Raw genomic sequence first — 23331 nt, 5'->3', positions numbered from 1 at the left:
CACCGCAGTTTTCGCCGCAACGGGCGGCACGCTGCCTTCCGATTGGGCAATTGGTGCGCAAACTCGCAATTATCGCCGAGAGGCACGCGCCTCCCCTTCCGCTGGCACGAGCTTTGTAGCTAACTTGGCGAAGTTGGGGAGTACATTTGCACCAATGAGCGTGGCCTTCGACGAAATGACCAACGCGGACGGTTCGATCCGGGCCGCCTACACCGCCCTCTCGCGCTGGTTGAGCGATGTCCCGCCCGACGTGCTGGACATGCGCCGCAAGGAGGCGGAGTTCATATTCCGCCGCATCGGCATCACCTTCGCCGTCTATGGCGACAGCGATGCGCAGGAACGGCTGATCCCCTTCGACATCATCCCGCGCATCCTCACCGGCACCGAATGGCGCCGGCTGTCGCGCGGGCTGGAGCAGCGCGTGAAGGCGCTGAACCTCTACCTCAAGGACATCTATTCCCGCCGCGAGATCCTGAAAGCCGGCGTGGTGCCGGAAGACCTCGTCTACCAGAACCCGGCCTTCCGCCCGGAGATGAACGGCCAGAAGGTGCCGCACGATCTCTATGTCCACATTGCCGGCATCGATGTGGTGCGGGTGGACGCGGAAACCTTCTACGTGCTCGAAGACAATGCCCGCACGCCCTCCGGCGTCTCCTACATGCTGGAGAACCGCGAGATCATGATGCGGCTGTTCCCGGAGCTGTTCGCGGACAACCGCGTGGCACCGGTGGAGAACTACACCGACGAATTGCTGGCGACGCTGAAATCGCTGGCGCCGGCGAGTTCCAGCAGCGACCCCGCCGTGGTGGTGTTGACCCCCGGCATCTACAATTCCGCCTATTACGAGCACTCCTTCCTCGCCGACAAGCTGGGCGTGGAACTGGTGGAGGGCCGCGACCTCTTCGTGCGCAACGATGTCGTCTATATGCGCACCACCGAAGGCCCGCGCCGGGTCGACGTGATCTACCGCCGGCTTGACGACGATTTCCTCGACCCCCTCGCCTTCCGGCCGGACAGCGCGCTCGGCGTGCCGGGGCTGATGAGCGCCTATAACGCCGGCAACGTCACGCTGACCAATGCGGTCGGCACCGGCGTCGCCGACGACAAGGCGGTCTACAGCTACATGCCGGACATCATCCGCTTCTATCTCGGCGAGGAGCCGCTGCTGAAGAACGTGCCGACCTGGCGCTGCCGCGAGGCGGACCATCTGAAATACGTGCTCGATCATCTGAGCGAGCTGGTGGTGAAGGAAGTCCACGGCTCCGGCGGCTACGGCATGCTGATCGGCCCGCGCGCCGACAAGGCGCAGATCGAGCTGTTCCGCGCCAAGCTGAAGCAGGACCCGACCAATTTCATCGCCCAGCCGACGCTGGCTCTCTCGACCTGCCCGACCTTCGTCGAGGAAGGCATCGCGCCGCGCCATGTGGATCTGCGCCCCTTCGTGCTGACCGGCGCCGACAAGGTGCGCATCGTGCCGGGCGGGCTGACCCGCGTGGCGCTGGAGGCGGGCTCGCTGGTGGTCAATTCCAGCCAGGGCGGCGGGACCAAGGACACCTGGGTTTTGGAGGAGAGCTGATTTCGGCGTTCTGAGAACGACAAGGACAACGTCATCCTGAGGTGCCTGGCGTAGCCGGGCCTCGAAGGATATTCGCCCGGATAAGCATCCTTCGAGGCTCGCTTCGCTCGCACCTCAGGATGACGGTGCTCTCTGGGATACAATGGGTGGGAGCGTGTAACAGATGCCGATTGAAACATGGCTGGCCTTCGTCGCCGCCTCGGCGGTCCTGCTGGTGATACCCGGACCGACCATCCTGCTTGTCGTGTCCTATGCGCTCGGCCAGGGGCGGAAGGTCGCCTTCCCCGTCGCGCTCGGTGTGGCGCTCGGCGATTTCACCGCCATGACGCTGTCCATGCTCGGCCTCGGCGCGCTGCTCGCCACCTCGGCGACGCTGTTCACCGTGCTGAAATGGATCGGCGCGGGCTATCTCATCTGGCTCGGCATCAAGCTCTGGCGCGCTGGCGGCACGGCGAGCTTCGGTGAGGCGCGCCCGGCGGGCTCCGCCTTCGGGATGATGGCGCATGCCTGGGTGGTCACCGCGCTGAACCCCAAGAGCATCACCTTCTTCGTGGCGTTCCTGCCGCAATTCCTCGATCCGGGCCGGGATTTCCTGACCCAGCTGGCGATCTTCGAGGCGACTTTCCTCACCCTCGCCGCCGCCAATGCCTTCGGCTATGCGCTGCTCGCCGGCCGCCTGCGCGGCGCGGTGCAGAACACGCGCCTGGTCGCCCTTTTCAACCGGGTCGGCGGTTCGCTGCTGATCGCGGCGGGCGTCGCCACGCTCGCCTGGCGCAACGCCAAATAGAACGCGGGTCCCATGCTTTCTCGTACTGCCGACAATCTCTACTGGCTGGCCCGCTACATGGAGCGGGCGGACTGTCTCGCCCGCATCCTCGACGTGACCCAGCGCCTCGCCCAGCTGCCGGCGGCCTATGGCGGCTCGACCAATGAGTGGCGCTCCGCTTTGCTCACCGCCGGCTGCGCCGAGCAGTACAAGGCGGTGCATGGCGACGAGGTGACGGAACAGAACGTCATCAACTTCCTCGCCTTCGCGCCGGAAAACCCGTCCTCGATCCGCAACTGCTTCGAGATCGCCCGCACCAATGCGCGCTCGGTGCGTACCGCGCTGACCATGGAGATGTGGGAGACGATCAACTCCTCCTGGCTGGAGCTGAAGCGCTATTCCACCAAGAACATGACGCGCGAGGAGCTGGCGCGCTTCATGTCCTTCGTCAAGGAAACCTCGCTGCGCTTCGACGGCGCCGCCTACCGCACCATGCTGCGCAACGATGCGTTCTGGTTCTCGCGGGTGGGGATGTATGTCGAGCGCGCGGACAACACCGCCCGCATTCTCGACGTGAAATATCACGTGCTGCTGCCGGATTCCGAGCACATTGGCGGCCCGCTCGACTACTTCCAGTGGGCCTCGATCCTGCGCTCGGTGTCGGCGCTGACCTCGTTCCACTGGGTGTATCGCGAGAGCGTCAAGCCTTGGCTGGTGGCGGACCTGTTGATCCTCAACGCGCAGATGCCGCGCTCGCTCACCAGTTGCTACCAGAACATCACGCGCTATCTCGACGATATCGCCAATTACTACGGGCGGCAGGGCAGCTCGCAGCGGCTGGCGCGCTCGACCCTGACACGGCTCGGCAACAGCCGCATGGAGGATATCTTCCAGACCGGACTGCACGAATACATCGACAATTTCGTGACCGAGAACAACCGCCTCGGCTCCCTCGTCAACGAGCAGTACCTGCTCTGATCCGGCCTGCGTCATGCGTATCCATGTCAACCACGCGACCACCTATTCCTACGATCCGCCGGCCAATGGCGCGATCCAGACGTTGCGCCTGACGCCGCGCAACCATGACGGCCAATATGTCGTCGCCTGGCGCATCGACGTTTCCGAAGGCTGCCAGCTGCGCGCCCATCAGGACGCCTTCGGCAACCTCACTCACACCTTCGCGCTCGACGGCCCGATCAGCGAGCTGCGCGTGCTGGTGGAAGGCGAGGTCGAGACGCAGGACACGGCCGGCGTCATCCGTGGCATCAGCGAGCGCTTTCCGCCCTCGCTGTTCCTGCGCAGCACCGACCTCACTCTGCCCGACACCGAGCTGGCCGCCTTCGCCGAGAGCGCCGGCAAGGGTGAGGGCGACCGCATCGCCCGGCTGCACGCGCTGATGGAGGCGATATCAGCGGCGATGGAATTCGACGCCGACCCGACCCATTCCTCCACCACGGCCGCCGCCGCCTTCAAGCAGAAGCGCGGCGTGTGCCAGGATTTCGCCCATGTCTTCACCGCCTGCGCCCGCCATATCGGCGTGCCGGCGCGCTATGTCACCGGCTATCTCGTCGGCGACGGCGCCGTGGCCGAGCAGCGCGCCGGCCATCAGGCCGGGCATGCCTGGTCGGAAGCCTATGTGGAAGGGCTAGGCTGGGTCGGTTTCGACCCGGTGCTGAGCCAGTGCCCGACCGACGCCTATGTGCGCCTCGCGGTGGGGCTCGATTATCTCGGTGCCGCGCCCGTGCGCGGCAACCGCTATGGCGGCGGCGACGAGCATCTCACCGTCGCCCTCAAAGTGGACCAGTCCAGCCGGCAGGTTCAGGGCTAGGCTGGGCCAGGTTCGCTCGAAGGACCGTGGGAACATCGCCGCCGAGGTTGCCCGGCGGGAAAGCGGCCCGGTATAAGGGCGCGGGGCAGCGCCGTTTCAGCGCCGGCGCGGATGGGGGAAGTGCCTTTCATGACCTATTGTTGCGGCATTCTGGTGCGTGACGGCCTCGTCATGATCGCCGATACGAGGACCAATGCCGGCCTCGACAATGTCTCGACCTTCCGCAAGCTCCACGTGTTCGAGGAGCCCGGGCGGCATGTGCTGGCGCTGTCGACCGCCGGCAATCTCTCGATCTCGCAGGCGGTGATCAGCACGCTGCAGGAGGGGCTGGAGAACCCGGAAACGAGGGCGAAGGAAACGCTTTCCACCTGCACCAGCATGTTCCGCGCGACGCAGCTGGTCGGACGGGCGGTGCGCCATGTCTATGACCTCTATGGCGCGGCGCTGAAGGAAGCGGATCTGCGCTTCGACGTGTCCTTCCTGTTTGGCGGGCAGGTGAATGGCGGGCGGATGCGGCTGTTCATGATCTATGCCGCCGGCAATTTCATCGAATGCACCAGCGACACGCCCTTCCTCCAGATCGGCGAGCACAAATATGGCAAGCCGGTGCTGGACCGCTCCATCACCTATGAGACCGACCTCTACGACGCGCTGAAATCCGGCCTGATCTCGATGGATTCGACCATGCGCTCGAATCTCGGCGTCGGCATGCCGATCGACATCCTGGTGGCGCGGCGCGACGGCGCGCAGGCCGAGCTGAATTACCGCATCGAGCCGGGCGAGCCCTATTTCCACGATCTGCGCGAGCGCTGGTCGGCGGCGCTGCGGGCGGCCCATACGTCGATTCCCCGCCCGCCCTACGGGCGTTAGCCGGCCGCCATAGAAAAAGGGCGGCTCGTCACAGTAGACGGCCGCCCATTTTACACGTCATCGCCCATTGCAGCGGGCAATGACATCTCACCGTCAGGTGAGCAGCCAGATCAGCAGAATGATCGGAATCGGAATACCAATAAGCCACAAAAGAATCGGCATGATGTCGACCTCCGGTTTGCAAGATGTGCGGTTCGCCTTGACAACGCCGGAATTGCTATAGGGTTCCTGAACTCATATCGCGCCGGGCCAACAATTGGGGAGGACACCATGAACGCCACTCGCATCGCCCTCGTCACCGGCGCCGGCACCGGCATCGGCAAGGCCGCCGCGCTTGCCCTCGGCGAGGCCGGCTTCACCGTGGTCCTCGCCGGCCGCCGCGCCGCGCCGCTGGAGGCGGTGGCGGCTCTTATGGAAGGCCGGGGCCACCCCATCACCGCCGATGTCGCCGATCCCGCCTCGGTGGCGGCGCTGTTCGAGGCGGTGGCGGCCCGCTTCGGCCGGCTCGACGTGCTGTTCAACAATGCCGGCGGCTGGTCGCCCGCCACGCCGATCGAGGACGTGCCGCTTGCCGACTGGCAGCATGTGGTGAATGTGAACCTCACCGGCGTGTTCCTGTGCATCCAGCACGCCATGCGGCTGATGAAGGCGCAGGACCCCAAGGGTGGGCGCATCATCAATAATGGTTCGATCTCGGCGCATGCCCCGCGCCCGCTGACCGGCCCCTATACCGCCACCAAGCACGCCGTCACCGGCCTGACCAAGCAGGTGGCGCTGGAAGGGCGGGCCCATAACATCGCCTGCGGCCAGATCGACATCGGCAATGCCGACACCGACATGGCGGTGAAGATGAAGACCGGCATCCTGCAGCCCAATGGCCAGATCATGGTCGAGCCGACCTTCGACCCCGTCCATGCCGGCCGCGCCGTGGCGCACATGGCCAGCCTGCCGCTCGACGCCAATATCCTCACCATGACCATCATGGCCAGCAGCGCGCCTTTCGTCGGGCGCGGGTGAGACGGGGCGTTCAGAAGGCCAGCCGGAAGCCGGCGGAGACGGTGGTCGCCTGGAAGTCCATGCCGGAACCGTCTTTGAACACATCCAACAGTTCGCCGGTGGCGTTGTTGTACATTGTCGCGTCGCCGGTGGCGCGGAAATAGGTGTCGAGTTCCACGCCGAGATAGAACCCGGCGCGGGCGCTGAGCGCATAATCCGCCCGCGCCCCGACCGTGAGGAAGGGCAAGGTGCCGATATCGTCCTCGAAGCGCAGCTGGCGGAAGTAATGATGGTCGGTGTCGTTGGCGGAGAAGGTCACGCCGCCCTTCACCAGCGCGGTCAGCGTCCACGCCTCGTGGCGTAGCTCGGTCTCGGCACCGACGAAAACGCCCGCATAGCGCTGCTGGTAGTCGATGGTCGGCAGCGAGGTGTAATCGAGCTTGATGGTGTCGCGGAAGCCGTTGCGGCTGTAGACATAGGGACCGTCATTGGCGGTCCACTTGATGTCGGTGTACTTGAACCCGGCTTGCAAGGTGAGCTGCCGCCCCTCGCCGAGGCTGAACCGCCGGCCCAGCGCCGCGTCGATATCGACATAGTGGTCGAGCGATGTGGAGGGGTGGGTGGAATAATGGGTCCAGTCCTGCGCGGCGTAGCTGCGCACATAGGGACCGAGCCAGTCGAAGTCGCGCATATGGCTGCTGCCGGAGAAGCCGAGCTTGCCATTGGCGGAGAACACCACGTTCTCCCACAGCTCCACCTTCAGTGAGGCGGTGACGACCGGCGCCTGGCTCTCCCAGATCAGCCGGCTGATCCGGTTGCCGCGCTCATAGACATATTCATTGGCGGTGATCCAGCTATAGCCGAAGCCGGCGCGCAGGGTGATTTCCTCGCCGGGCGTCGCCAGCAGAAGCTGATCGGGAAGACCGGACACCGGCAGATCAGCGGCGAGCGCCGGCCGCTCCATGGCGAAAAACAGGGCTGCGGCCGCCAGCACGCCCGATCCGCGTCGCGCCATGATTCACTCCCCCACCCCATTCCGTTAAGGAATAGGGGCAGGAAACCGGGCCTGTCCAGCACCACTAACTGACTGCAAGACCTTATTTTTCTGACGGTTTCAGAACACCGCCAGCGCGCCCTGAAACAGCAGCCAGCTAAGCAGGCCCATCACGCCGAAGCTGACCAGCGTGGCCACCACGCCGGCGAGGATGAACACGCCGTCGCGCTCGACGAGGCCGAGGCCAAGAATCACCACGGCGATGCCGGGCGGCAGGTTGCCGAAGATCGGGATCGGCAGCAGCAGCAGCAGGCCGAGCACCACCACAAGCCCGCCGAGCACGAAGCGCGCCGAGGGCGAGGAGAAATAGGGCAGGCGCGGGCGCGAATAGCTCTCGAAGCGGCGGATCAGCTTCAGCGAGCCCGTGACGATCTTCTCCAGCAGCGCGCGGGAAAGGGTGCGGTTGGCGAGCCAGCGCGGCAGCCACAGCTCGTCGCGCCCCAGCAGCATCTGGCCGCCGACAAGGCAGAGCAGAATGCCGCACAGCACCGGCAGGCCGGGCGGCATCGGCAGGCAGTTCGGCAGGCCGAGCAGCAGGATGGACAGGCCGAAGGCGCGGTTGCGCAGCGCGTGCACGATCTCGCCCACGCCGATGCGCTCCGCCGAATGGGCGGTGACGATCGCCGAGAGCAATTCCGACGTGCGGGGAGAACGATGATCCACCAGCGTGACCAGCTGCCTGACTTTCCTCGGGCGCCGGACCGGCCCCTTCCTCCGCGCTCATAGCACGTCGCGCGCGGCAATAAGAGGGCAGGCACGCTCAAAAGAAAGGCAGGACGCCCGGCCTCAGTTCACCCGGAACTCGCTGTCCACCCGCCGCAGCTCCGCCGGCCCGATGAGCCGCGCATGCGCCACCCTTACGGAATGTAGCGGCCCTTCCAGCTCGCGCGCCCAGAAGTCCAGGAAGCGCTTCAGCTCGGGGAAATGCGGGCAGAGGTCGTAATGCTGCCAGAGAAAGCTCTGCAGAATGCCGGGATGATCTGGCATGCGGTAGAGGATATGGGCGGTGGTGAGGCCGTAGCCTTCCAGCTGACGGCGGAAATCCGCCGAAACGCGCCCCCCTGCCCCCTCCGCCGCCTTGGTCGAGACAACACCACGCGACGAACCTTCATGATCGGTCATGCGGAACCTCCTTTCGTGACGAGAGGGAAGTGTGCCGCCGACACGATGGCGCGGCAAGGTTAAAAATCGCAATACACGTTCAAAATCAAAGCACTAGCAGCATAGACGACGGAGTGCTGACAGCGCCTGCCGGCCCACGTTGGCACTCTCTTTCCGAGACTGCCAATTTTTTGCCGTCCGCACCTTGCGCCCCCTTTCACCGGCGCCTAGATGTCGCACGGCACCGCGCGATACCCCATGCCGTCCGGGCTGGCGGGCGCGGTGGCAGGATCAAACGATCGTTCACGATTGGAGAGAGCCGATGAAGTTCCGTCCCCTGCATGACCGCGTGGTGGTCAAGCGTATCGAAGCGGAAGAGAAGACCGCGGGCGGCATCATCATTCCCGATACGGCCAAGGAAAAGCCCTCGCAGGGCGAAGTCGTCGCTGCCGGCCCCGGGGCCCGCGACGAGGCCGGCAAGCTGGTCCCCCTCGATGTGAAGGCGGGCGACCGCGTGCTGTTCGGCAAGTGGTCGGGCACCGAGGTCAAGATCGACGGCGTCGACTACCTCATCATGAAGGAGTCCGACATCCTTGGCGTGCTCGAAGGCGTCGCCGCCTCCCAGAAGGCCGCCTGAGCCAGCCTCTTCCCGCTGCTCGCAACGCATCACCGGAGTAAAACATCATGTCCGCCAAAGAAGTTAAGTTCGCTGGCGACGCGCGCGAGAAGATGCTGCGCGGCGTCGACATTCTCGCCAACGCCGTCAAGGTCACGCTTGGCCCCAAGGGCCGCAACGTCGTGATCGAGAAGAGCTTCGGCGCTCCCCGCATCACCAAGGACGGCGTCACCGTCGCCAAGGAGATCGAGCTCGAGGACAAGTTCGAGAACATGGGCGCGCAGATGGTGCGCGAAGTGGCCTCGAAGTCCAACGACCTTGCCGGCGACGGCACCACCACCGCCACCGTGCTGGCCCAGGCCATCGTGAAGGAAGGCGCCAAGTCGGTCGCCGCCGGCATGAACCCGATGGACCTCAAGCGCGGCATCGACCTCGCCGTCGAGGCGATCGTCGCCGACCTCAAGAAGAACGCCCGCAAGGTGACCTCGAACGCCGAGATCGCCCAGGTCGGTACCATCTCTGCCAATGGCGACTCCGAGATCGGCAAGTACCTCGCCGAGGCGATGGAGAAGGTCGGCAATGAGGGCGTGATCACCGTCGAGGAAGCCAAGACCGCCGAGACCGAGCTCGACGTGGTCGAAGGCATGCAGTTCGACCGTGGCTATCTCTCCCCCTACTTCATCACCAATGCCGAGAAGATGCGGGTCGAGTTCGAGGACCCCTACATCCTCATCCACGAGAAGAAGCTCTCGGGCCTGCAGGAACTGCTGCCGGTGCTCGAAGCCGTGGTGCAGACCTCCAAGCCTCTGCTGATCATCGCCGAGGACATTGAGGGTGAGGCGCTCGCCACCCTGGTGGTCAACAAGCTGCGCGGCGGCCTGAAGGTCGCGGCGGTGAAGGCTCCCGGCTTCGGTGATCGCCGCAAGGCCATGCTGCAGGATATCGCCATCCTCACCGGCGGCACCGCCATCTCCGACGATCTCGGCATCAAGCTCGACACCGTGACGCTCGCCATGCTCGGCCGCGCCAAGAAGGTCGTGCTCGAGAAGGAGAACACCACCATCGTCGACGGCAATGGTGCCAAGAAGGACATCGAGGACCGCGTCGCGCAGATCAAGGCGCAGATCGAGGAAACCACCTCGGACTACGACCGCGAGAAGCTGCAGGAGCGCCTCGCCAAGCTCGCGGGCGGCGTCGCGGTGATCCGCGTCGGCGGTGCGACCGAAGTCGAAGTGAAGGAAAAGAAGGACCGCGTTGACGACGCGCTGCACGCGACCCGCGCGGCCGTGGAAGAAGGCGTGCTGCCGGGCGGCGGCGTGGCTCTCCTGCGCGCGCTCAAGGCTCTGGACGGTGTCGTCACCGCCAATGCCGACCAGAAGACCGGCGTCGACATCGTCCGCAAGGCGGTGCAGTACCCGGCGCGCCAGATCGCCAGCAATGCCGGCGAAGACGGCTCGCTGATCGTCGGCCGCATTCTGGAGAAGAGCGACTACGCCTTCGGCTTCAACGCCCAGACCGGCGAATATGTCGACATGTACAAGGCCGGCGTCATCGACCCGGCCAAGGTGCTGCGCTCGGCGATCCAGAACGCGGCCTCGGTGGCCTCGCTGCTGATCACCACCGAAGCGATGATCGCCGACATTCCGAAGAAGGGCGGCGCGGCCCCCGCCATGCCCGGCGGCGGCATGGGCGGCATGGGCGGTATGGACTTCTGAGGAAGTCCATTCGCCCCTGCTTTTCCCTGAGTGCCTGAGCCGGGGAAGCCCGGCTCAGGTGGCGGCATGGATTTCTGAGGAAATCCATCCGCCCCTGCGGTGGGTTGAGTGCCGAAGCCGGCAACAGCCGGCTTCGGTGGCGGCATGGACTTCTGAGGAAGTTCATTCTCCCTGGACGTACGAAAGGGCGCGGCGCAAGCCGCGCCCTTTTTCGTCGGCGAGGGCGCTAAACCTCGTCGCGCCGCTTGATATGGTTCGGCGCGTTCATGCACTACCGGATACCGGCAAATGGTATCAAACAACCAGAAGTGTCGCATTTCTGACACACCACTCGGAACAACGCGCGGGGTATTCACCCACGGCCGAACCTATTGCCGGCAATGTCATTATCCCGGCAGTTCGTTCACCTTGGAGAACCCCATGAACCGCTCGCTGCTCCTCGGCGCGGCCGCTCTGCTGGCCACCGGCACCGCCAGCTTCGCCGCCGACCTTCCCTACCCCGTCAAGGCCGAGCCGGTGCAGGTGTTCGTGCCGGCCTTCTCCTGGACCGGCTTCTATCTCGGCGGCAATGCCGGCTATGCCTGGGGTGAATCCAAGGCAACCGATGTCCTGTTCTTCGACAGCATCGGCGGCGTCTATACGCCCGGCGGGCTCTATGCCGGCAACGACGTGAAACTCGGCAACATGGATGGCTGGGTGGCCGGCGGCCAGATCGGCTATAACTACCAGTTCACCAACAATGTGGTGGTCGGCATCGAGGCCGATTTCCAGTGGACCGGCGCCGAGGACAGCCGCTCCTTCTACGCCACCGTGGACGGCCCCTACTACCAGACCAACGCCGAGCTGGAATGGTTCGGCACCGTGCGCGCCCGCCTCGGCTACGCCTTCGACCGTCTGCTGGTCTACGGCACCGGCGGCTTCGCTTATGGCAAGGTCAGCGGCTCGACCACGGTGATGGGGCTCAACGGCGCCGGCGCACCGGACTTCACCACCGCCGCCACCGGCTCCTATGACAAGATGAACACCGGCTGGACGCTGGGTGCCGGTCTCGAATACGCCATCACCGACAACTGGATCCTGCGCGGCGAATATCTCTATGTCGACCTCGGGGACACCAACGTGACCAGCTATCTCGCCGGCGCCCCGGGCAGCTATGTCAGCGCCAAGGCGGACCTGACCACCAACATCGTCCGCGCCGCGATCAGCTACAAGTTCTGATCCGCCCGGCCGATGGTCCGATGAATGAAAAAGCCCGGCGCGAGCCGGGCTTTTTTGCATCTGGGGCGAGGGGTGGAGGCCGGCGCCACCGGGCGCCGTGCCGTCTCAGAACCGGCTGGACGCCCAGCGCACCAGCTCGACGAACACCTGGTCGGAGGCCTGATCGAGCGCCGCCGTGGCGTCCGGCCCGCTGGTGGAGGCTGCGGGCGCGCGGGCGGTGAACACCTGCGCGGCGACGATGCGGCCCGAACTGGCGCCGACGATCTTCACCGACACCTCGACCACCGCCACCGGCCCGCCATCATAGGTGCGGATGCCGAAGGCACGCAGATCCGACAGCAGCGTGTAGTCGGCGTTCAGACCCTCGCCGGCCCGGCCGACGGAGCGGGCGCGGTTGCCGTTCTCGAAGGATTCGATCAGCCGCGCCTGGAACAGCGCCGGCAACCGGTCGCTCCACTGCGCCTGGTCGAGATAGGTGATCTGCCCGGGCTGCGGCTCGACCACGATCCGCTCGGTGTCGAGCACGGCCAGCGCGGTGGGCGGGCCGACCACGAGCAGGCCCGTGCCACGACGCGGGGCGTTGAAATCGGCGGGGGCGCTGAGATCGAAGGTCGGCACCGCCTTGTCGCCGCCGGACAGCAGCGTGCCGCAGCCGCCGAGCGACAGCGCCAGCATCAGCAGACCGACAGCGCCGACAGTCCGGCCCGGCCGCGTCCCGTGCCCGGCGGAACGGGCGCCCCTTTCGTCAACACTCACGCGAACGCCCCTGCCCCCGTCGTCGGCTTCCCGAATTCCCATCATATGGCGCCCCATCGCCTAGCGCCCATTGTAGCTGGGTACGTTCGACCCGCCAAAGATGAACTGGCGCGGATTGCGCTCGAAATTCCGGAACACACGCTCGATCTCGCCCAGCGTGCGCCGTCCGTCCACCGCCAGCGCCTCGTACTGCCGCAGGCCAGGCCCGGTGAACTTGTTGAGATTGGCGGAAAGCTCGGCGGTGCGGGTGTCGAGATTGGCGGCGAGCTTGCGCACTTCGGCGGCCGCGCCGGAAATCTCGTTGAACATGCCCTTGCCTTCCTCGCTCGTGGTCATCGCGTTCACATTGTCGAGGATGCCGTTGACCTTGTCGGCCATGGTGCCGAGCTGGGCGGTGAAGGCGCTGATATCGTTCACCGTGCTGCCGAGCTTCTCCGGGTCGACGGAAACCACCAGCTTGTCGAGATTGTCCGCCAGCGAGGAGATGCGCTTCGCCGCACCGCCCATTTCCTTGAGGAAGGTATCGATATTGCCGGAGTTCTCGCCGAGTGCGGCGGTGAACTTGTCGACATTGTCGATAACAGAGGAAATCTTGGCGTCGTTGGCCTTGACGAGGTCGTCGACGCGGATGGCGATGTCGTTGACCCGGCCGAGCACCTCGCGCGCCGTGCGCATCAGGTCCTGCACCGCCGAGGTATCAGCGTCGATCATCGGCAGCTGGCCCTCGGGCGGGGCGGGCAGCGGCGTCGCCTGGGTGGAGCCGCCGACGAGGCCGACCGAGGCGAGGCCGGTGAGCAATTGCGAATCCAGCGTGGCGCGGGTGTCGGACTTGATCGGCGTGTCCGGCTGCACCGCGATGCGGGCGATCACCTTGCGCGGGTCCTTGGCGTCGAGCCGCAGCCCGGTCACCTCGCCGACGGGAATGCCGTTGAAGGTCACGGCCGAGCCGGTCTGCAACCCGCTCACCACGCCGCTGAACACCACGTCATAGGAGATGCGCGGCCCACGGCTGGCCGAGCCGGTGAACCACCAGACAAAGGCGAACCCCGCCGCGACGACGGCCAGAGTGAACAGCCCGATGATCGTGTAATTGGCGCGTGTCTCCATGGTCTCCTCAGCGCGCCCCCTCAGAACCGAAGCCGGCGGCGCGCGCCCGCTTTCCGTGGAAATAAGCCGAAACCCAGGGGTGCTTCGACGCCAGCATGGTGTCGATCGGCCCCACCGCCACGACCTTGCCATCGGCGAGAGCCGCGATGCGGTCGCAGACCGTGTGCAGGCTGTCGAGATCGTGGGTTACCATGAATACGGTCAGCCCCAAAGTCTGCTGCAGCGTGGCGATCAGTTCGTCGAACTCGCCGGCGCCGATCGGGTCGAGACCCGAGGTCGGCTCGTCGAGGAACAGGATTTCCGGATCGAGCGCCAGCGCCCGCGCCAGCGCGGCGCGCTTGATCATGCCGCCCGAAAGCTCGGAGGGCGCCTTTTCCGCCGCGTCGGCGGTCAGGCCGACCATTTCCAGCTTGGCGATGGTGAGCTCGTCCATCAGCCCCTGCGACAGATCGAGATATTCGCGCATCGGGAACTGGATGTTCTGCCGCACGCTCAGCGAGGAGAACAGCGCCCCCTGCTGGAACAGCACACCCCAGCGCTGCTCCAGCGCGCGGCGGCCCTCGAAGGTCAGCCCGTCGAGATCCTGCCCGAACACCGCCACCGTGCCGGCGCGCTTGGGCACCAGCCCCAGAATGGTGCGGGTGAGCACCGACTTGCCGCCGCCCGAGGCGCCGACGAAGCCGAGAATCTCGCCGCGCATCACGTCGAGCGACAGCCCCTTGAGAATGGTTCGCTCGCCGAAGCCGACCACGAGGTCGCGGACATGGATGATCGGCTCGCCCGGCGCCACCTCGGGAACCGCGCCATTGGAAGACTGGGCTGCGCTGTCGAGCTGCATCGCCGCCCTCACATGTCGATCGCGGCGAAGAACATGGCGAACAGCCCGTCCACCACGATCACCAGGAAGATGGCCTTCACGACCGAGGCGGTGGTGTGGGCGCCGAGCGATTCGGCGCTGCCGCCCACACGCATGCCTTCCATGCAGGCGATGAGGCCGATGATCGCCGCCATGAACGGCGCCTTGATCATGCCGACCTCGAAGGTGTTCAGCGCAATGGCTTCCTGCAGCCGGGCGATGAAGATCGCCGGCGAGATGCCGCCATAGAGCCAGACCACCAGCCCGCCGCCGAACAGCGCGCACATATTGCCGATGAAGGTGAGCAGCGGCACGGCGATGATGAGCGCGATGAGACGCGGCAGCACCAGCACCTCATTGGGATCGAACCCCATCACCCGCAGCGCGTCGACCTCCTCGCGCATGCGCATGGAGCCGAGTTCGGCGGTGAAGGCGCTGCCCGAGCGGCCGGCGACCATGATCGAGACGATCAGCACGCCGAGTTCGCGCAGGGTGAGAATGCCTACCATGTCGACGACATAGGTGGTGGCGCCGAATTTGCGGAAATGGAAAATGCCCTGCTGGGCGATGATGCAGCCGATGAGGAAGGTGATCAGCGCGACGATCGGCACCGCGCGCAGCCCCGTCCGCTCCAGATGATAGATCATCGAGGTGAAGCGGAAGCTGAGCGGACGCAGCAGCACCCGCAGCAGCGCGGCGACCACGGAGCCGATGAAGGACAGCAGCGCCAGCCCGTCCTCGCCCATGGCAACCGTCGTCTTGCCGACGAGTTGCAGAGCGCCCAACAGCGGATTGACATGGTGCCGTCGCGGCGGATTCTCGTGGCTGCCGTTGATGATGTCGTCGAGCAGCGGGCGGAAGCGGCGCTCCAGACCGACGATCTGGAACCGGATGTTCGCCTTGTCGAGCGCCTGCAGCAGCCGGTCGAGCACCACGGCGCCGAGCGTGTCGAGGCTGCGCACGCCGGAAAGGTCGATGCGCGCGGTTTCGCTGGCACCGGAAGCGACCTCGGCGAGGGCGGCGTCGACGGAGCCTTCCAGCGCACGGCCCTGCCCGGCCACCCAGCGGCCATTGCCCACGAACACGAGTTCGCGGCCATTGCGGGCGGTGGCCAGAAGCGGCGCTTCAGCAGCTCCCAAGATGACCCTCCCTGCGGACACGACCACGCCACGGCCGCGACGCCGACACCAGAACTCGCTCCGCGTTTCTAGCGGGGGGTGCCGCAGCCGTCGAGAGAGCCAGCGGCGATTCGCGATTAGGGACGGCGGCAAAGTGACTTAATCCCCACAGGTGTGCTTTCGCGGCGACGCCCGGCGGCGCGCGCGGGGCCTTATCATGGGCGGTGCGATTCTCCCTCCGGACGGCTTCCGCCATGACCGAGCTTCTCATCACCGCCGAGCGTTTTCCCATACGCGGCACCTTCACCATCGCCCGCGGCTCCAAGACCGAGGCCGCCGTCGTCACGGTCGAGCTGCGCGATGGGGCCCATGTCGGGCGGGGCGAATGCGTGCCCTATGCCCGTTATGGCGAGAGCGTTGAGGGCGTGATCGCCCAGCTCGCCGCGCTGGAAAAGCTGGTTGCGGAGGGTCTGCGACGCGAGGACCTGATGAGCGTTCTGCCACCCGGCGCGGCGCGCAACGCCATCGACTGCGCCATGTGGGACCTCGACGCCAAGCGGGCGCGGATGCGCGCCTATGAGATGGCCGGCCTGCCGGCGCCGCAGCCGGTGGTCACCGCCTATACGCTCAGCCTCGACACGCCGGAAGCGATGGCGCAAGCAGCACGCGCGGCGATCGAGGAGGCGGGGCACGAATTGCTCAAGCTCAAGCTCGGCGCCGAGGGCGATCTCGACCGGCTGAAGGCCATCCGCGCGGCGGTGCCGCAGGCGCGGCTGATCGTCGATGCCAATGAGGGCTGGACCGGGAAGAGCCTGGAGGCCCATCTCGCCGCCTGCGCGAAGGTGGGGGTCGAACTGGTGGAACAGCCCCTGCCCGCCGCCGACGATGCCCGTCTCGCCGAGATCGCCCGTCCGGTGCCGGTCTGCGCCGATGAGAGCGCGCACGGGCTGGAGAGTCTCGACGCGCTCGCCGGGCGCTATGACGCGCTCAACATCAAGCTGGACAAGACCGGCGGGCTGACCGAGGCGCTGCTGCTCGCCCGCGCCGCGCAGGCCGCCGGGCTCGACATCATGGTCGGCTGCATGGTCGGCACCTCGCTCGCCATGGCGCCGGCGCTGCTGCTGGCGCCGCTGGCGCGCTTCGTCGATCTCGACGGCCCGCTGCTGCTGGCGGCCGACCGTACCCCGGCGCTGCGCTATGAGGGCAGCCTCGTCTACCCGCCCGAACCCGCGTTGTGGGGCTGACGCAGCCGGCCGGCGACGAGCGCGAGGCCCGTTCCCGCCAGCGCCAGCCCTGCGGAGGCGAAGAACGCGCCGGGGCCGAACGCCTGCCACAGCGGGCCGGCGGCGAGCGTCGCCCCGGCCATGGCAATCGCCGTCGCCCAGGCCGCCAGCGCCTGCACGCTCGCCCCGCGCCCGGGCGGCGCATGACGGGCGACGAGTTCCACCGCGCCGAGATAGGTGCAGCCAAAGGTGAAGGCGTGCAGCGGCTGCAACAGCAGCAGGAGCAGTAGCGGCGGATCGAGCGCCATGACGGCAAAGCGCAGCACCCCGGCCAGCCCGCCGATCAGCAGCAGCTTTTCCGGCCCCAACCGCCGCGTCACCCGCGTGCCGTAGCGGAACAGCACCACCTCCGCCACTACGCCGAGCGACCAGAGCAGGCCGATAAGGGTGCTGGAGAGCCCCTTGCCCTGCCACATCAGCGAGGCGAAGGCGTAGAGCACGGCGTGCGAGCCCTGCACCAGCGCCGCCGCCGCCATGCCGACGAACAGCACCGGCGCGAGGCCGGCGAGGACAAAGCCGCTCGGCCGCGCCGCCTCATGCGGCGCCGGGCGCACCTCGCGCAGGGTTGCCGCCGCCAGCGCCGCCGCGACGCTCGCCCCGGCGATGAGCCAGATCACCGTATCGGGCGGCACCGCGACGAGAAACGCGCCGCCGAGCAGGCCGCCGGCCAGAAGATTGCCGCCGATGAACGCTGCCGAGCCCCACAATCGCACCCTTCCATAATCGATCAGCCCCTCGCGCCGGCGCGCCACCGCATAGGCGTCGAGCACCGGCAGGCTCGGCTGCCAGAACACGGCGGCAAGGCCGAGCCCGATGAGGATGAAAGTCGCGCTGGGGGCAAAGGCGATGCCGGCGAAGCACAGGGCGGTGGCGGCGGCATAGACGATGAGCGTCGCGCGCGGGCGACCGCTGCGGTCGGCCAGCAGGCCGCCGAGCGGCATGGTGACGAGCCGCACCACCTGCGGCACGGCCAGCGCCAGCGCGATCATCGCCGCGTCGAAGCCCCGCCCCTCCAGCCAGACGGGGAAGAACGGCATGAACACGCCGATGCCGAAGAACAGCCCGGCATAGACGGCGGCGATGGCGTGGCGGGGGGCGATGAGGGGCACGGGGGGCGGCTCGCGGAGGCGTCGCCCGGCTTAGCAGGCCGCGCGCCGCCGCACCACCGGCGCGCTCACCACCAGGCGTGGAAGTGGTGCACCGGCCCGTGTCCCTGGCCGATGGCGAGTTCTTCCGAACGGGCCAGCGCCTTGGTCAGATAGTCCTTCGCCGCCGCCACCGCCTCGCGCAGGCCCAGCCCCTTGGCGAGGCCGGCGGCGATGGCGGAAGACAGCGTGCAGCCCGTGCCATGGGTGTTGCGGGTGACGATGCGCGGCGCGGTGAATTCTATGAAGCCATCCGAATCGAGCAGCACGTCGATGCTGTCCGGCCCCTCGCCATGGCCGCCCTTGATCAGCACCGCGCGCGGACCCATCGCCAGGAGGAGCTGCGCCTGCGCGCGCACGCTGGCGAGGTCTTCCGCCGGGGCCGCCTCCAGCAGCGCGGCGGCTTCCGGCAGGTTCGGCGTGATCAGCAGCGCCTGCGGCAGCAATTCCCGGCGCAGCGTGTCGATGGCTTCCGGCACCAGAAGCCGGTCGCCGGAGGCGGCGATCATCACGGGATCGAGCACCACCGCCGACACGCCGTGCCGCGCGAGCCCCGACGCCACTTCGGTGATCGCCTCGGGGCGCGAGAGCATGCCGATCTTCACCGCATCGACCGCGAGATCGGACAGCACGGCGTCGATCTGCGCGGCGATAAAGGCGGGCGGCACGTCGTGAATGCCCGTGACGCCGCGCGTGTTCTGCGCGGTGAGCGCGGTGATGACGCTGGCGCCATAGACGCCGAGCGCGGAAAAGGTCTTGAGATCGGCCTGGATGCCGGCGCCTCCGCCGCTGTCCGAGCCCGCCATCGTCACCGCAATCGGTGTGGAGCCTGCCATGCTACGCCTCCCCTCGCCGCGCGGGGTGGAGGCGTCGCGACGGGAGACCGGCCCCCGGCGCGCGCGATCCGTTCCCTCCGCCGGCATGACCCGGATCAGGTTCGTGGGTTGGCGACGCGCCTTTCGGCCCGCCTTCGCCTCTCAGCCCGGAGCGCGTGCGCGCCTTGGGCACCCCAACGTGATCGTCTGTCGCGAGATAGGCGAGGACGCGCGCACGCGCAAGGCGTCGTCGCGCCACGGGACGGCGGGGGTTGCGCCGGGGTCCGCCTTCTGTTTCCTATCGGCCTCCCCGCGTTCAGCCGGAAGACCGCCATGGTTCCCTTCTTCATGCAGATCAAATGTCAGCTCGGCCGCGCCTATGAGGTGGCGAACGCCATCGCCGACGCCGAGATCGCCTCGGAGATCTATTCGACCGCCGGCGAGTTCGACCTGCTGGTGAAGTTCTACGTGCCCGAGGGCACCGATATCGGCCATTTCGTCAATGAGAAGGTGCAGCTGTTCCCGGGCATCCAGGACACCCGCACGCTGATCACCTTCAAGGCGTTCTGACGGCCTCAGGGCGCCGGTGCGGCGGGCGGGGTCGAGGCCGCCTCGTCCTGCGTCCGGTCAATGCCGAGCTGGCGCTCGCGCCAGATGACGAACAGGCCGGCGCCGATGACGATGGCGCCGCCGAGCAGCACCAGGAGCGGCGGCACCTCGGCAAAGAGGATGAAGCCGAGCAGCAGCGACCACAGCATGGCGGAATAGGCGAAGGGCGCCACCACCGAGGCCGGCGCGTAGCGGTAGCTCTCGGTCAGCAGGATCTGCCCGACCCCGCCGATGAAACCGATGGTCAGCAGCAGCAGCCCTTCCCGCCCGCTCGGCAGCACCCAGCCCCAGCCGGCGGTGGCCAGTCCCGCCAGCGCCGCCAGCGCCTGGAAATAGAACACGATCGAGGCGGTGGTCTCGGTCTGGGTGAGGCGGCGCACCTGCACCATCGCCCCGGCGGTGAACGCCGCCGCCATAAGCGCGAACAGCGCGCCGAACAGATGGCCGGGCGTGTCGAACGAGCCCTGCATGTGCGGCCACAGCATCACCACCACCCCGCCGAGCCCCACCACCACCGCCGCCCAGCGATAGGCCTGCACCCGCTCGCGCAGCAGCAGCGCCGCCAGCATGACGGTGAGCAGCGGCGCGGCGAAGCCGATGGCGGTGGCGTCCGCCAGCGGGATGCGCGCCAGCGCGGCGAAGCTCAGCCCCATGGCGCACACGCCGATGGTGCCGCGCGCGATATGGCCGAGCGGGTTGGCGGTGCGCACCGCCGCGCCGATCTCCCGCCGCCAGGCCAGAAGGGCGAGCAGCGGAAACAACGCGAAGAAGGAGCGCGAAAAGACGATCTCGCCCGTCGGAACATGATCCGAGACGATGCGGACGAGGGCCGACATGATGGTGAAGAGGAACGTCGCGCCGACCTGCAGCGCGATGCCCTTGAGCGCGTTCATGGGGTCGCCATGGAGCATGGTTGCCGGCGCCCCGCAAGCGCGCCGAAAGGCCTAAACATCAGGGGAAGGGGTGCCCTCCCTCCAGCGCGATACCGCCGAAGACCACGACCACCGCCAGCACAAGGCAGGCGAGCGCCCGCCCGATCCCGCCCGGCGTCGCCGGTGCCCGGTCGGCATAGGACGCCGCCGGCTTGGCGCCGGTAATCATGGCGCGGATCAGATTGTCCCGCCCGAACAGCGAATAGGCGATGTTGGTCGCCACATGCAGGCCGATCAGCGCCAGCAGATAGGGGTAGAGCCGCTGGTGCCAGACCGAGGCGCTGCGGATGGTCTCGTCGCTCACCACGGGCGTCATCGGGCCGTAGACGATGATGTCGTCGCTGGTGAACAGGCCGGTGAGGGCCTGTGCCGCCACCAGACCTAGCAGCGCCATCACCACCCAGCCGCCGAGCGGGTTATGGCCGAGAAAATGCTGCGGCCGGCCCCTGAGCAGGCAGGCGACATAGCGCAGCGCAGCGCGCGGGCCGCGCAGAAAGCCGGCAAAGCGCGCCGTCGAGCCGCCCACCAGCCCCCAGAACACCCGGAACACCACCACGACGAGAATGGCAAGGCCGTTCCACTGGTGCCAGACCAGCCCGGCATCGCCGTAATAGCGGCTGACAAAGGCGAGCCCGACCAGCGCGGCGAGGCTCCATTTCGCCAGCCGCGTCGGCAGGTCCCACGCCAGCAGCGCCGGCGCGGGAGGGGAGAGCGGCGCGCCGATCAATTCTTCTGCCGGTAGCTGTCGTGGCAGGCGCCGCAATTGCGGATCACGCCGGGGAAATTGGCCTTGAAGCTGGCCTCGTCGGTAATCGCCGCGCGGGCGGCGGCGGCGTCGGCGCCGAACTTGGCGAAGCGGGCGTCGAAATCCGCCTTGTTGGTCCAGATCGCCGGCAGCGCGTCGCTGCCCGGCCCGGAACCTTCCGGGAACAGCGCCGGCAGCGCCTTGGCGTTCTTCACATACAGATCGAGCGCCGCCTGCACCTGGGCGAGATCGAACGGTGTGCCGCCGCGCAGCATGCCGCCGACCGGCTTGGTGGCATCGCCGAACTGCTTCAGCAGCGCCTGGCGCTCCTTCACCACATCGGTCTGGGCGATCGCCATGCTGGCGGCAAAGGCGGTGATCATGCCGGCTGCGAGCGCAACCGTCAGTCGGCGAACCATGAAATGCTCCCTCATTCGCGCGCCGGGAAGGCGCGCGCGCCGGCCGACCTTATTGGCCGGCGGTAAGATGGCAATCGGCGCGGTCGCCTGTTCGCGCGCTCGTGATGGGACAGCCTAGGCATCGCGAGGAGCTACTGCCTGTTGCGGATCGTGGTTTCCCGCATTTTCATTCTGCACGAATGACCCTACGTCAAAAGGCACAGCCGTCAGGAGAGAGAAACGCCATGTCCATCCGTACCATCCTGCTGCACGCCGCCCCCGATTCGGGCTTCAATGACCGTCTGGCCTTCGCCATCGGCCTCGCCCGCCAGACCGGTGGGCAGTTGCGGGCGGTCTACACGCTCTATCCCGCCGGCGTTCCCCGCGTCGGGCGGGCTCTGTCCATCTATGTCAACGAGCTGGTGCGCGAGGCGAAGGAGAAGGAAGCGACCCTCAAGGCGCAGTTCGAGGCCGCCGTGGCGGAAGCCGGCGTCACCGGCGTGTGGCACACGGTGGAAGGCGAGGTCACCGCCGCCCTGCGCGACGAGATCACCTTCTCCGATGTCACCATCGTCAGCGAAACCCGCTACGGCACGGTGGACGACGGACTCGCCGCCACCCTGCCCGAGCATCTCGCCCTCGCCTGCAACGGCCCCGTCATCGTGGTGCCGACGGGCAAGAAGGTGCCGGGCCGGCTCGGCAAGGTGCTGGTGGCGTGGAAGCCTTCGCGCGAGGCCGGCCATGCCGTGCGCTTCGCCCTGCCGATCCTCGCTCTGGCGGACGAGGTGGAAGTGCTGACCGTGGAGGAGGCGAAGTCCGATGTCGCTGCCTCCGGCGCCAAGCTCGCCGCCTATCTCGCCACCCATGGCATCAACGCCAAGCACCGCCATATCGCGGAAGGCTCCGCCGCGACGATCATCCCGCAGGAGACGCAAGACTTCGGCGCCGACCTGCTGGTGATGGGCATCTACAGCCGCTCGCGCCTTGCGGAAATGATCCTCGGCGGCGTCACCGCCTCGTTGCTGGTCGATCCGCCCGCGCCGCTGTTCGTCGCGCATTGAGCCGCCGGGCAGCGTGCCCGCGCCCTACCGCTTCGCCGCCGGCCTTGGGAAGGCCGGCGGTTTCGTTTGTGCCGCCGACCTTTCCGGGTTGCGGCGGGCGGGTGGACGGCCTAGCTCTGGCGCGCCGTTCCGGCCCACCGCCCGAGGAATGCCCGTGCCGCTGTCCTCCCAGCTTCTGCCGCTGTTCCTGTTCGCCCTTGCCGGCGCGCTCACCCCCGGGCCGAACAACATGATTTCGGCCGGCTCCGGCGCCGCCTTCGGCTTTCGCCGCACCCTGCCGCAGATCTGGGGCGTCACGGTCGGTTTCGCGGTCATGGTGGTGGCGATCGGTCTCGGGCTCGGCACGCTGTTCCTCGCCATCCCCTATATGCACCAGACGCTGAAGATCGTCGGCGCGCTCTACCTGCTCTACCTCGCCTGGAAGATTGCCCATGCCGGCGGCCCGGGCGGCGGGGCTGAGGTGGAAAAGCCGATGACGCTGCTGCAATCGGCGCTGTTCCAGTGGGTGAACCCGAAGGCGTGGACCATCGCGCTGTCCATCGTGCCGGCCTTCACCACGGTGGGTGGCGAGGATCTGTTCGCCGAAGTGGCGATGATCGCGCTCGTCTCCGGCATCGTCACCTTTCCCAGCCTGTGCCTGTGGGCCGGCTTCGGCGCGCTGCTCGCCCGGCTGCTCTCCACCCCGCGCCAGCAGCGGCTGGTGAACTACGCCATGGCGGCGCTGGTGGCGGCGAGCGTGGTGATGCTGTTCCTCTGACGCTCGTTT

At 67.3% G+C, this 23331-nt stretch carries 25 protein-coding genes; 13 read left to right on the top strand and 12 right to left on the bottom strand.

Annotated elements, in window-relative coordinates:
• Positions 1-154 precede the first annotated feature (154 nt).
• The 6 genes from ACO07Z_RS21275 (at position 155) to ACO07Z_RS21250 (ending at position 6057) form a co-directional block, all read left to right on the top strand.
• Positions 155-1576 carry a circularly permuted type 2 ATP-grasp protein gene (locus ACO07Z_RS21275; RefSeq protein WP_244376204.1) on the top strand — a complete coding sequence of 474 codons (1422 nt, stop codon included), beginning with the start codon at positions 155-157 and terminating at the stop codon, positions 1574-1576.
• 163 nt (positions 1577-1739) lie between these two features.
• Entirely contained in the window at positions 1740-2363 is a 624-nt protein-coding gene (locus ACO07Z_RS21270) for a LysE family translocator (RefSeq protein WP_421700521.1), read from the top strand.
• A 12-nt stretch (positions 2364-2375) separates the two neighbouring features.
• Positions 2376-3320, top strand: coding sequence for an alpha-E domain-containing protein (locus ACO07Z_RS21265; RefSeq protein WP_421700520.1), 945 nt, complete (start codon positions 2376-2378; stop codon positions 3318-3320).
• 13 nt (positions 3321-3333) lie between these two features.
• Positions 3334-4170: a transglutaminase family protein gene (locus tag ACO07Z_RS21260; RefSeq protein ID WP_421700519.1), complete on the top strand. Its 837-nt coding sequence runs from the start codon at positions 3334-3336 to the stop codon at positions 4168-4170.
• A gap of 129 nt (positions 4171-4299) precedes the next feature.
• On the top strand, positions 4300-5040 hold the full coding sequence (locus tag ACO07Z_RS21255; RefSeq protein ID WP_421700518.1) for a peptidase: 741 nt from the start codon (positions 4300-4302) through the stop codon (positions 5038-5040).
• A gap of 270 nt (positions 5041-5310) precedes the next feature.
• Entirely contained in the window at positions 5311-6057 is a 747-nt protein-coding gene (locus tag ACO07Z_RS21250; protein ID WP_421700517.1) for an SDR family oxidoreductase, read from the top strand.
• Between the two features lie 10 nt (positions 6058-6067).
• Here ACO07Z_RS21250 and ACO07Z_RS21245 read toward each other — a convergent pair whose 3' ends face one another.
• The 3 genes from ACO07Z_RS21245 to ACO07Z_RS21235 all read right to left on the bottom strand — a co-directional run bounded on the left by ACO07Z_RS21245 (position 6068) and on the right by ACO07Z_RS21235 (position 8212).
• Entirely contained in the window at positions 6068-7051 is a 984-nt protein-coding gene (locus tag ACO07Z_RS21245) for an omptin family outer membrane protease (RefSeq protein WP_421700516.1), read from the bottom strand.
• Positions 7052-7150: 99 nt separating this feature from the next.
• Positions 7151-7753, bottom strand: coding sequence for an exopolysaccharide biosynthesis protein (locus ACO07Z_RS21240; protein ID WP_421700515.1), 603 nt, complete (start codon positions 7751-7753; stop codon positions 7151-7153).
• A 123-nt stretch (positions 7754-7876) separates the two neighbouring features.
• Positions 7877-8212, bottom strand: coding sequence for an usg protein (locus ACO07Z_RS21235; RefSeq protein ID WP_421700514.1), 336 nt, complete (start codon positions 8210-8212; stop codon positions 7877-7879).
• 301 nt (positions 8213-8513) lie between these two features.
• Here ACO07Z_RS21235 and groES point away from each other — a divergent pair, with 301 nt between their 5' ends.
• From groES to ACO07Z_RS21220, 3 genes are all read left to right on the top strand, one after another.
• Positions 8514-8828 carry a co-chaperone GroES gene (groES, locus tag ACO07Z_RS21230; RefSeq protein ID WP_421700513.1) on the top strand — a complete coding sequence of 105 codons (315 nt, stop codon included), beginning with the start codon at positions 8514-8516 and terminating at the stop codon, positions 8826-8828.
• A 47-nt stretch (positions 8829-8875) separates the two neighbouring features.
• Positions 8876-10522 (top strand): chaperonin GroEL, encoded by a 1647-nt coding sequence (gene groL, locus ACO07Z_RS21225; protein WP_421700512.1) that lies wholly within the window; start codon positions 8876-8878, stop codon positions 10520-10522.
• A 420-nt stretch (positions 10523-10942) separates the two neighbouring features.
• Positions 10943-11740, top strand: coding sequence for an outer membrane protein (locus ACO07Z_RS21220; RefSeq protein WP_421700511.1), 798 nt, complete (start codon positions 10943-10945; stop codon positions 11738-11740).
• A 105-nt stretch (positions 11741-11845) separates the two neighbouring features.
• Here the strand turns inward: ACO07Z_RS21220 and ACO07Z_RS21215 are convergent, their stop codons facing one another.
• Genes ACO07Z_RS21215 through ACO07Z_RS21200 form a run of 4 tightly spaced genes read right to left on the bottom strand, consistent with a single transcriptional unit; the run spans position 11846 to position 15598 of the window.
• The gene (locus tag ACO07Z_RS21215) at positions 11846-12496 is read right to left on the bottom strand and encodes an ABC-type transport auxiliary lipoprotein family protein (RefSeq protein WP_421700510.1); all 651 of its coding nucleotides are present in this window, start codon (positions 12494-12496) and stop codon (positions 11846-11848) included.
• A gap of 60 nt (positions 12497-12556) precedes the next feature.
• Positions 12557-13603 (bottom strand): MlaD family protein, encoded by a 1047-nt coding sequence (locus tag ACO07Z_RS21210; RefSeq protein ID WP_421700509.1) that lies wholly within the window; start codon positions 13601-13603, stop codon positions 12557-12559.
• Between the two features lie 7 nt (positions 13604-13610).
• Positions 13611-14441 carry an ABC transporter ATP-binding protein gene (locus ACO07Z_RS21205; RefSeq protein ID WP_421700508.1) on the bottom strand — a complete coding sequence of 277 codons (831 nt, stop codon included), beginning with the start codon at positions 14439-14441 and terminating at the stop codon, positions 13611-13613.
• 8 nt (positions 14442-14449) lie between these two features.
• A complete protein-coding gene (locus ACO07Z_RS21200) occupies positions 14450-15598 on the bottom strand; it encodes an ABC transporter permease (RefSeq protein WP_421700507.1) in 1149 nt (382 codons plus the stop codon).
• A 233-nt stretch (positions 15599-15831) separates the two neighbouring features.
• On the opposite strand from ACO07Z_RS21200, the gene dgcA reads away from it, so the two are divergent.
• Complete coding sequence (gene dgcA, locus ACO07Z_RS21195; RefSeq protein ID WP_421700506.1) at positions 15832-16821, top strand: N-acetyl-D-Glu racemase DgcA; 990 nt, start codon at positions 15832-15834, stop codon at positions 16819-16821.
• Here dgcA and ACO07Z_RS21190 read toward each other — a convergent pair.
• Entirely contained in the window at positions 16791-17969 is a 1179-nt protein-coding gene (locus tag ACO07Z_RS21190; protein ID WP_421700505.1) for an MFS transporter, read from the bottom strand. The genes dgcA and ACO07Z_RS21190 overlap by 31 nt on opposite strands.
• Before the next feature lie 65 nt (positions 17970-18034).
• Positions 18035-18841 (bottom strand): bifunctional hydroxymethylpyrimidine kinase/phosphomethylpyrimidine kinase, encoded by an 807-nt coding sequence (gene thiD / locus ACO07Z_RS21185; protein ID WP_421700504.1) that lies wholly within the window; start codon positions 18839-18841, stop codon positions 18035-18037.
• Positions 18842-19153: 312 nt separating this feature from the next.
• On the opposite strand from thiD, the gene ACO07Z_RS21180 reads away from it, so the two are divergent.
• Positions 19154-19390 (top strand): Lrp/AsnC ligand binding domain-containing protein, encoded by a 237-nt coding sequence (locus tag ACO07Z_RS21180; protein WP_018391378.1) that lies wholly within the window; start codon positions 19154-19156, stop codon positions 19388-19390.
• A gap of 5 nt (positions 19391-19395) precedes the next feature.
• Here ACO07Z_RS21180 and ACO07Z_RS21175 read toward each other — a convergent pair whose 3' ends face one another.
• Genes ACO07Z_RS21175 through ACO07Z_RS21165 form a run of 3 tightly spaced genes read right to left on the bottom strand, consistent with a single transcriptional unit; the run spans position 19396 to position 21525 of the window.
• Entirely contained in the window at positions 19396-20322 is a 927-nt protein-coding gene (locus ACO07Z_RS21175; RefSeq protein ID WP_421700503.1) for a DMT family transporter, read from the bottom strand.
• A gap of 58 nt (positions 20323-20380) precedes the next feature.
• A complete protein-coding gene (locus ACO07Z_RS21170; protein ID WP_421700502.1) occupies positions 20381-21088 on the bottom strand; it encodes a cytochrome b/b6 domain-containing protein in 708 nt (235 codons plus the stop codon).
• Positions 21085-21525 carry a c-type cytochrome gene (locus tag ACO07Z_RS21165; RefSeq protein WP_421700501.1) on the bottom strand — a complete coding sequence of 147 codons (441 nt, stop codon included), beginning with the start codon at positions 21523-21525 and terminating at the stop codon, positions 21085-21087. The genes ACO07Z_RS21170 and ACO07Z_RS21165 overlap by 4 nt, the downstream gene beginning before the upstream one ends.
• Before the next feature lie 224 nt (positions 21526-21749).
• On the opposite strand from ACO07Z_RS21165, the gene ACO07Z_RS21160 reads away from it, so the two are divergent.
• Both ACO07Z_RS21160 and ACO07Z_RS21155 read left to right on the top strand, forming a co-directional pair.
• Complete coding sequence (locus tag ACO07Z_RS21160) at positions 21750-22565, top strand: universal stress protein (protein WP_421700500.1); 816 nt, start codon at positions 21750-21752, stop codon at positions 22563-22565.
• Positions 22566-22719: 154 nt separating this feature from the next.
• Positions 22720-23322, top strand: coding sequence for a LysE family translocator (locus tag ACO07Z_RS21155; RefSeq protein ID WP_421700499.1), 603 nt, complete (start codon positions 22720-22722; stop codon positions 23320-23322).
• The last annotated feature ends 9 nt before the right edge of the window (positions 23323-23331 follow it).

The sequence above is a fragment of the Ancylobacter sp. genome, assembly GCF_965229075.1.
In the GTDB taxonomy this organism is placed as follows: domain Bacteria; phylum Pseudomonadota; class Alphaproteobacteria; order Rhizobiales; family Xanthobacteraceae; genus Ancylobacter.
The sequence above is the reverse complement of the archived record's forward strand: the minus strand, read 5'-3'. Positions and strand labels throughout refer to the sequence as shown.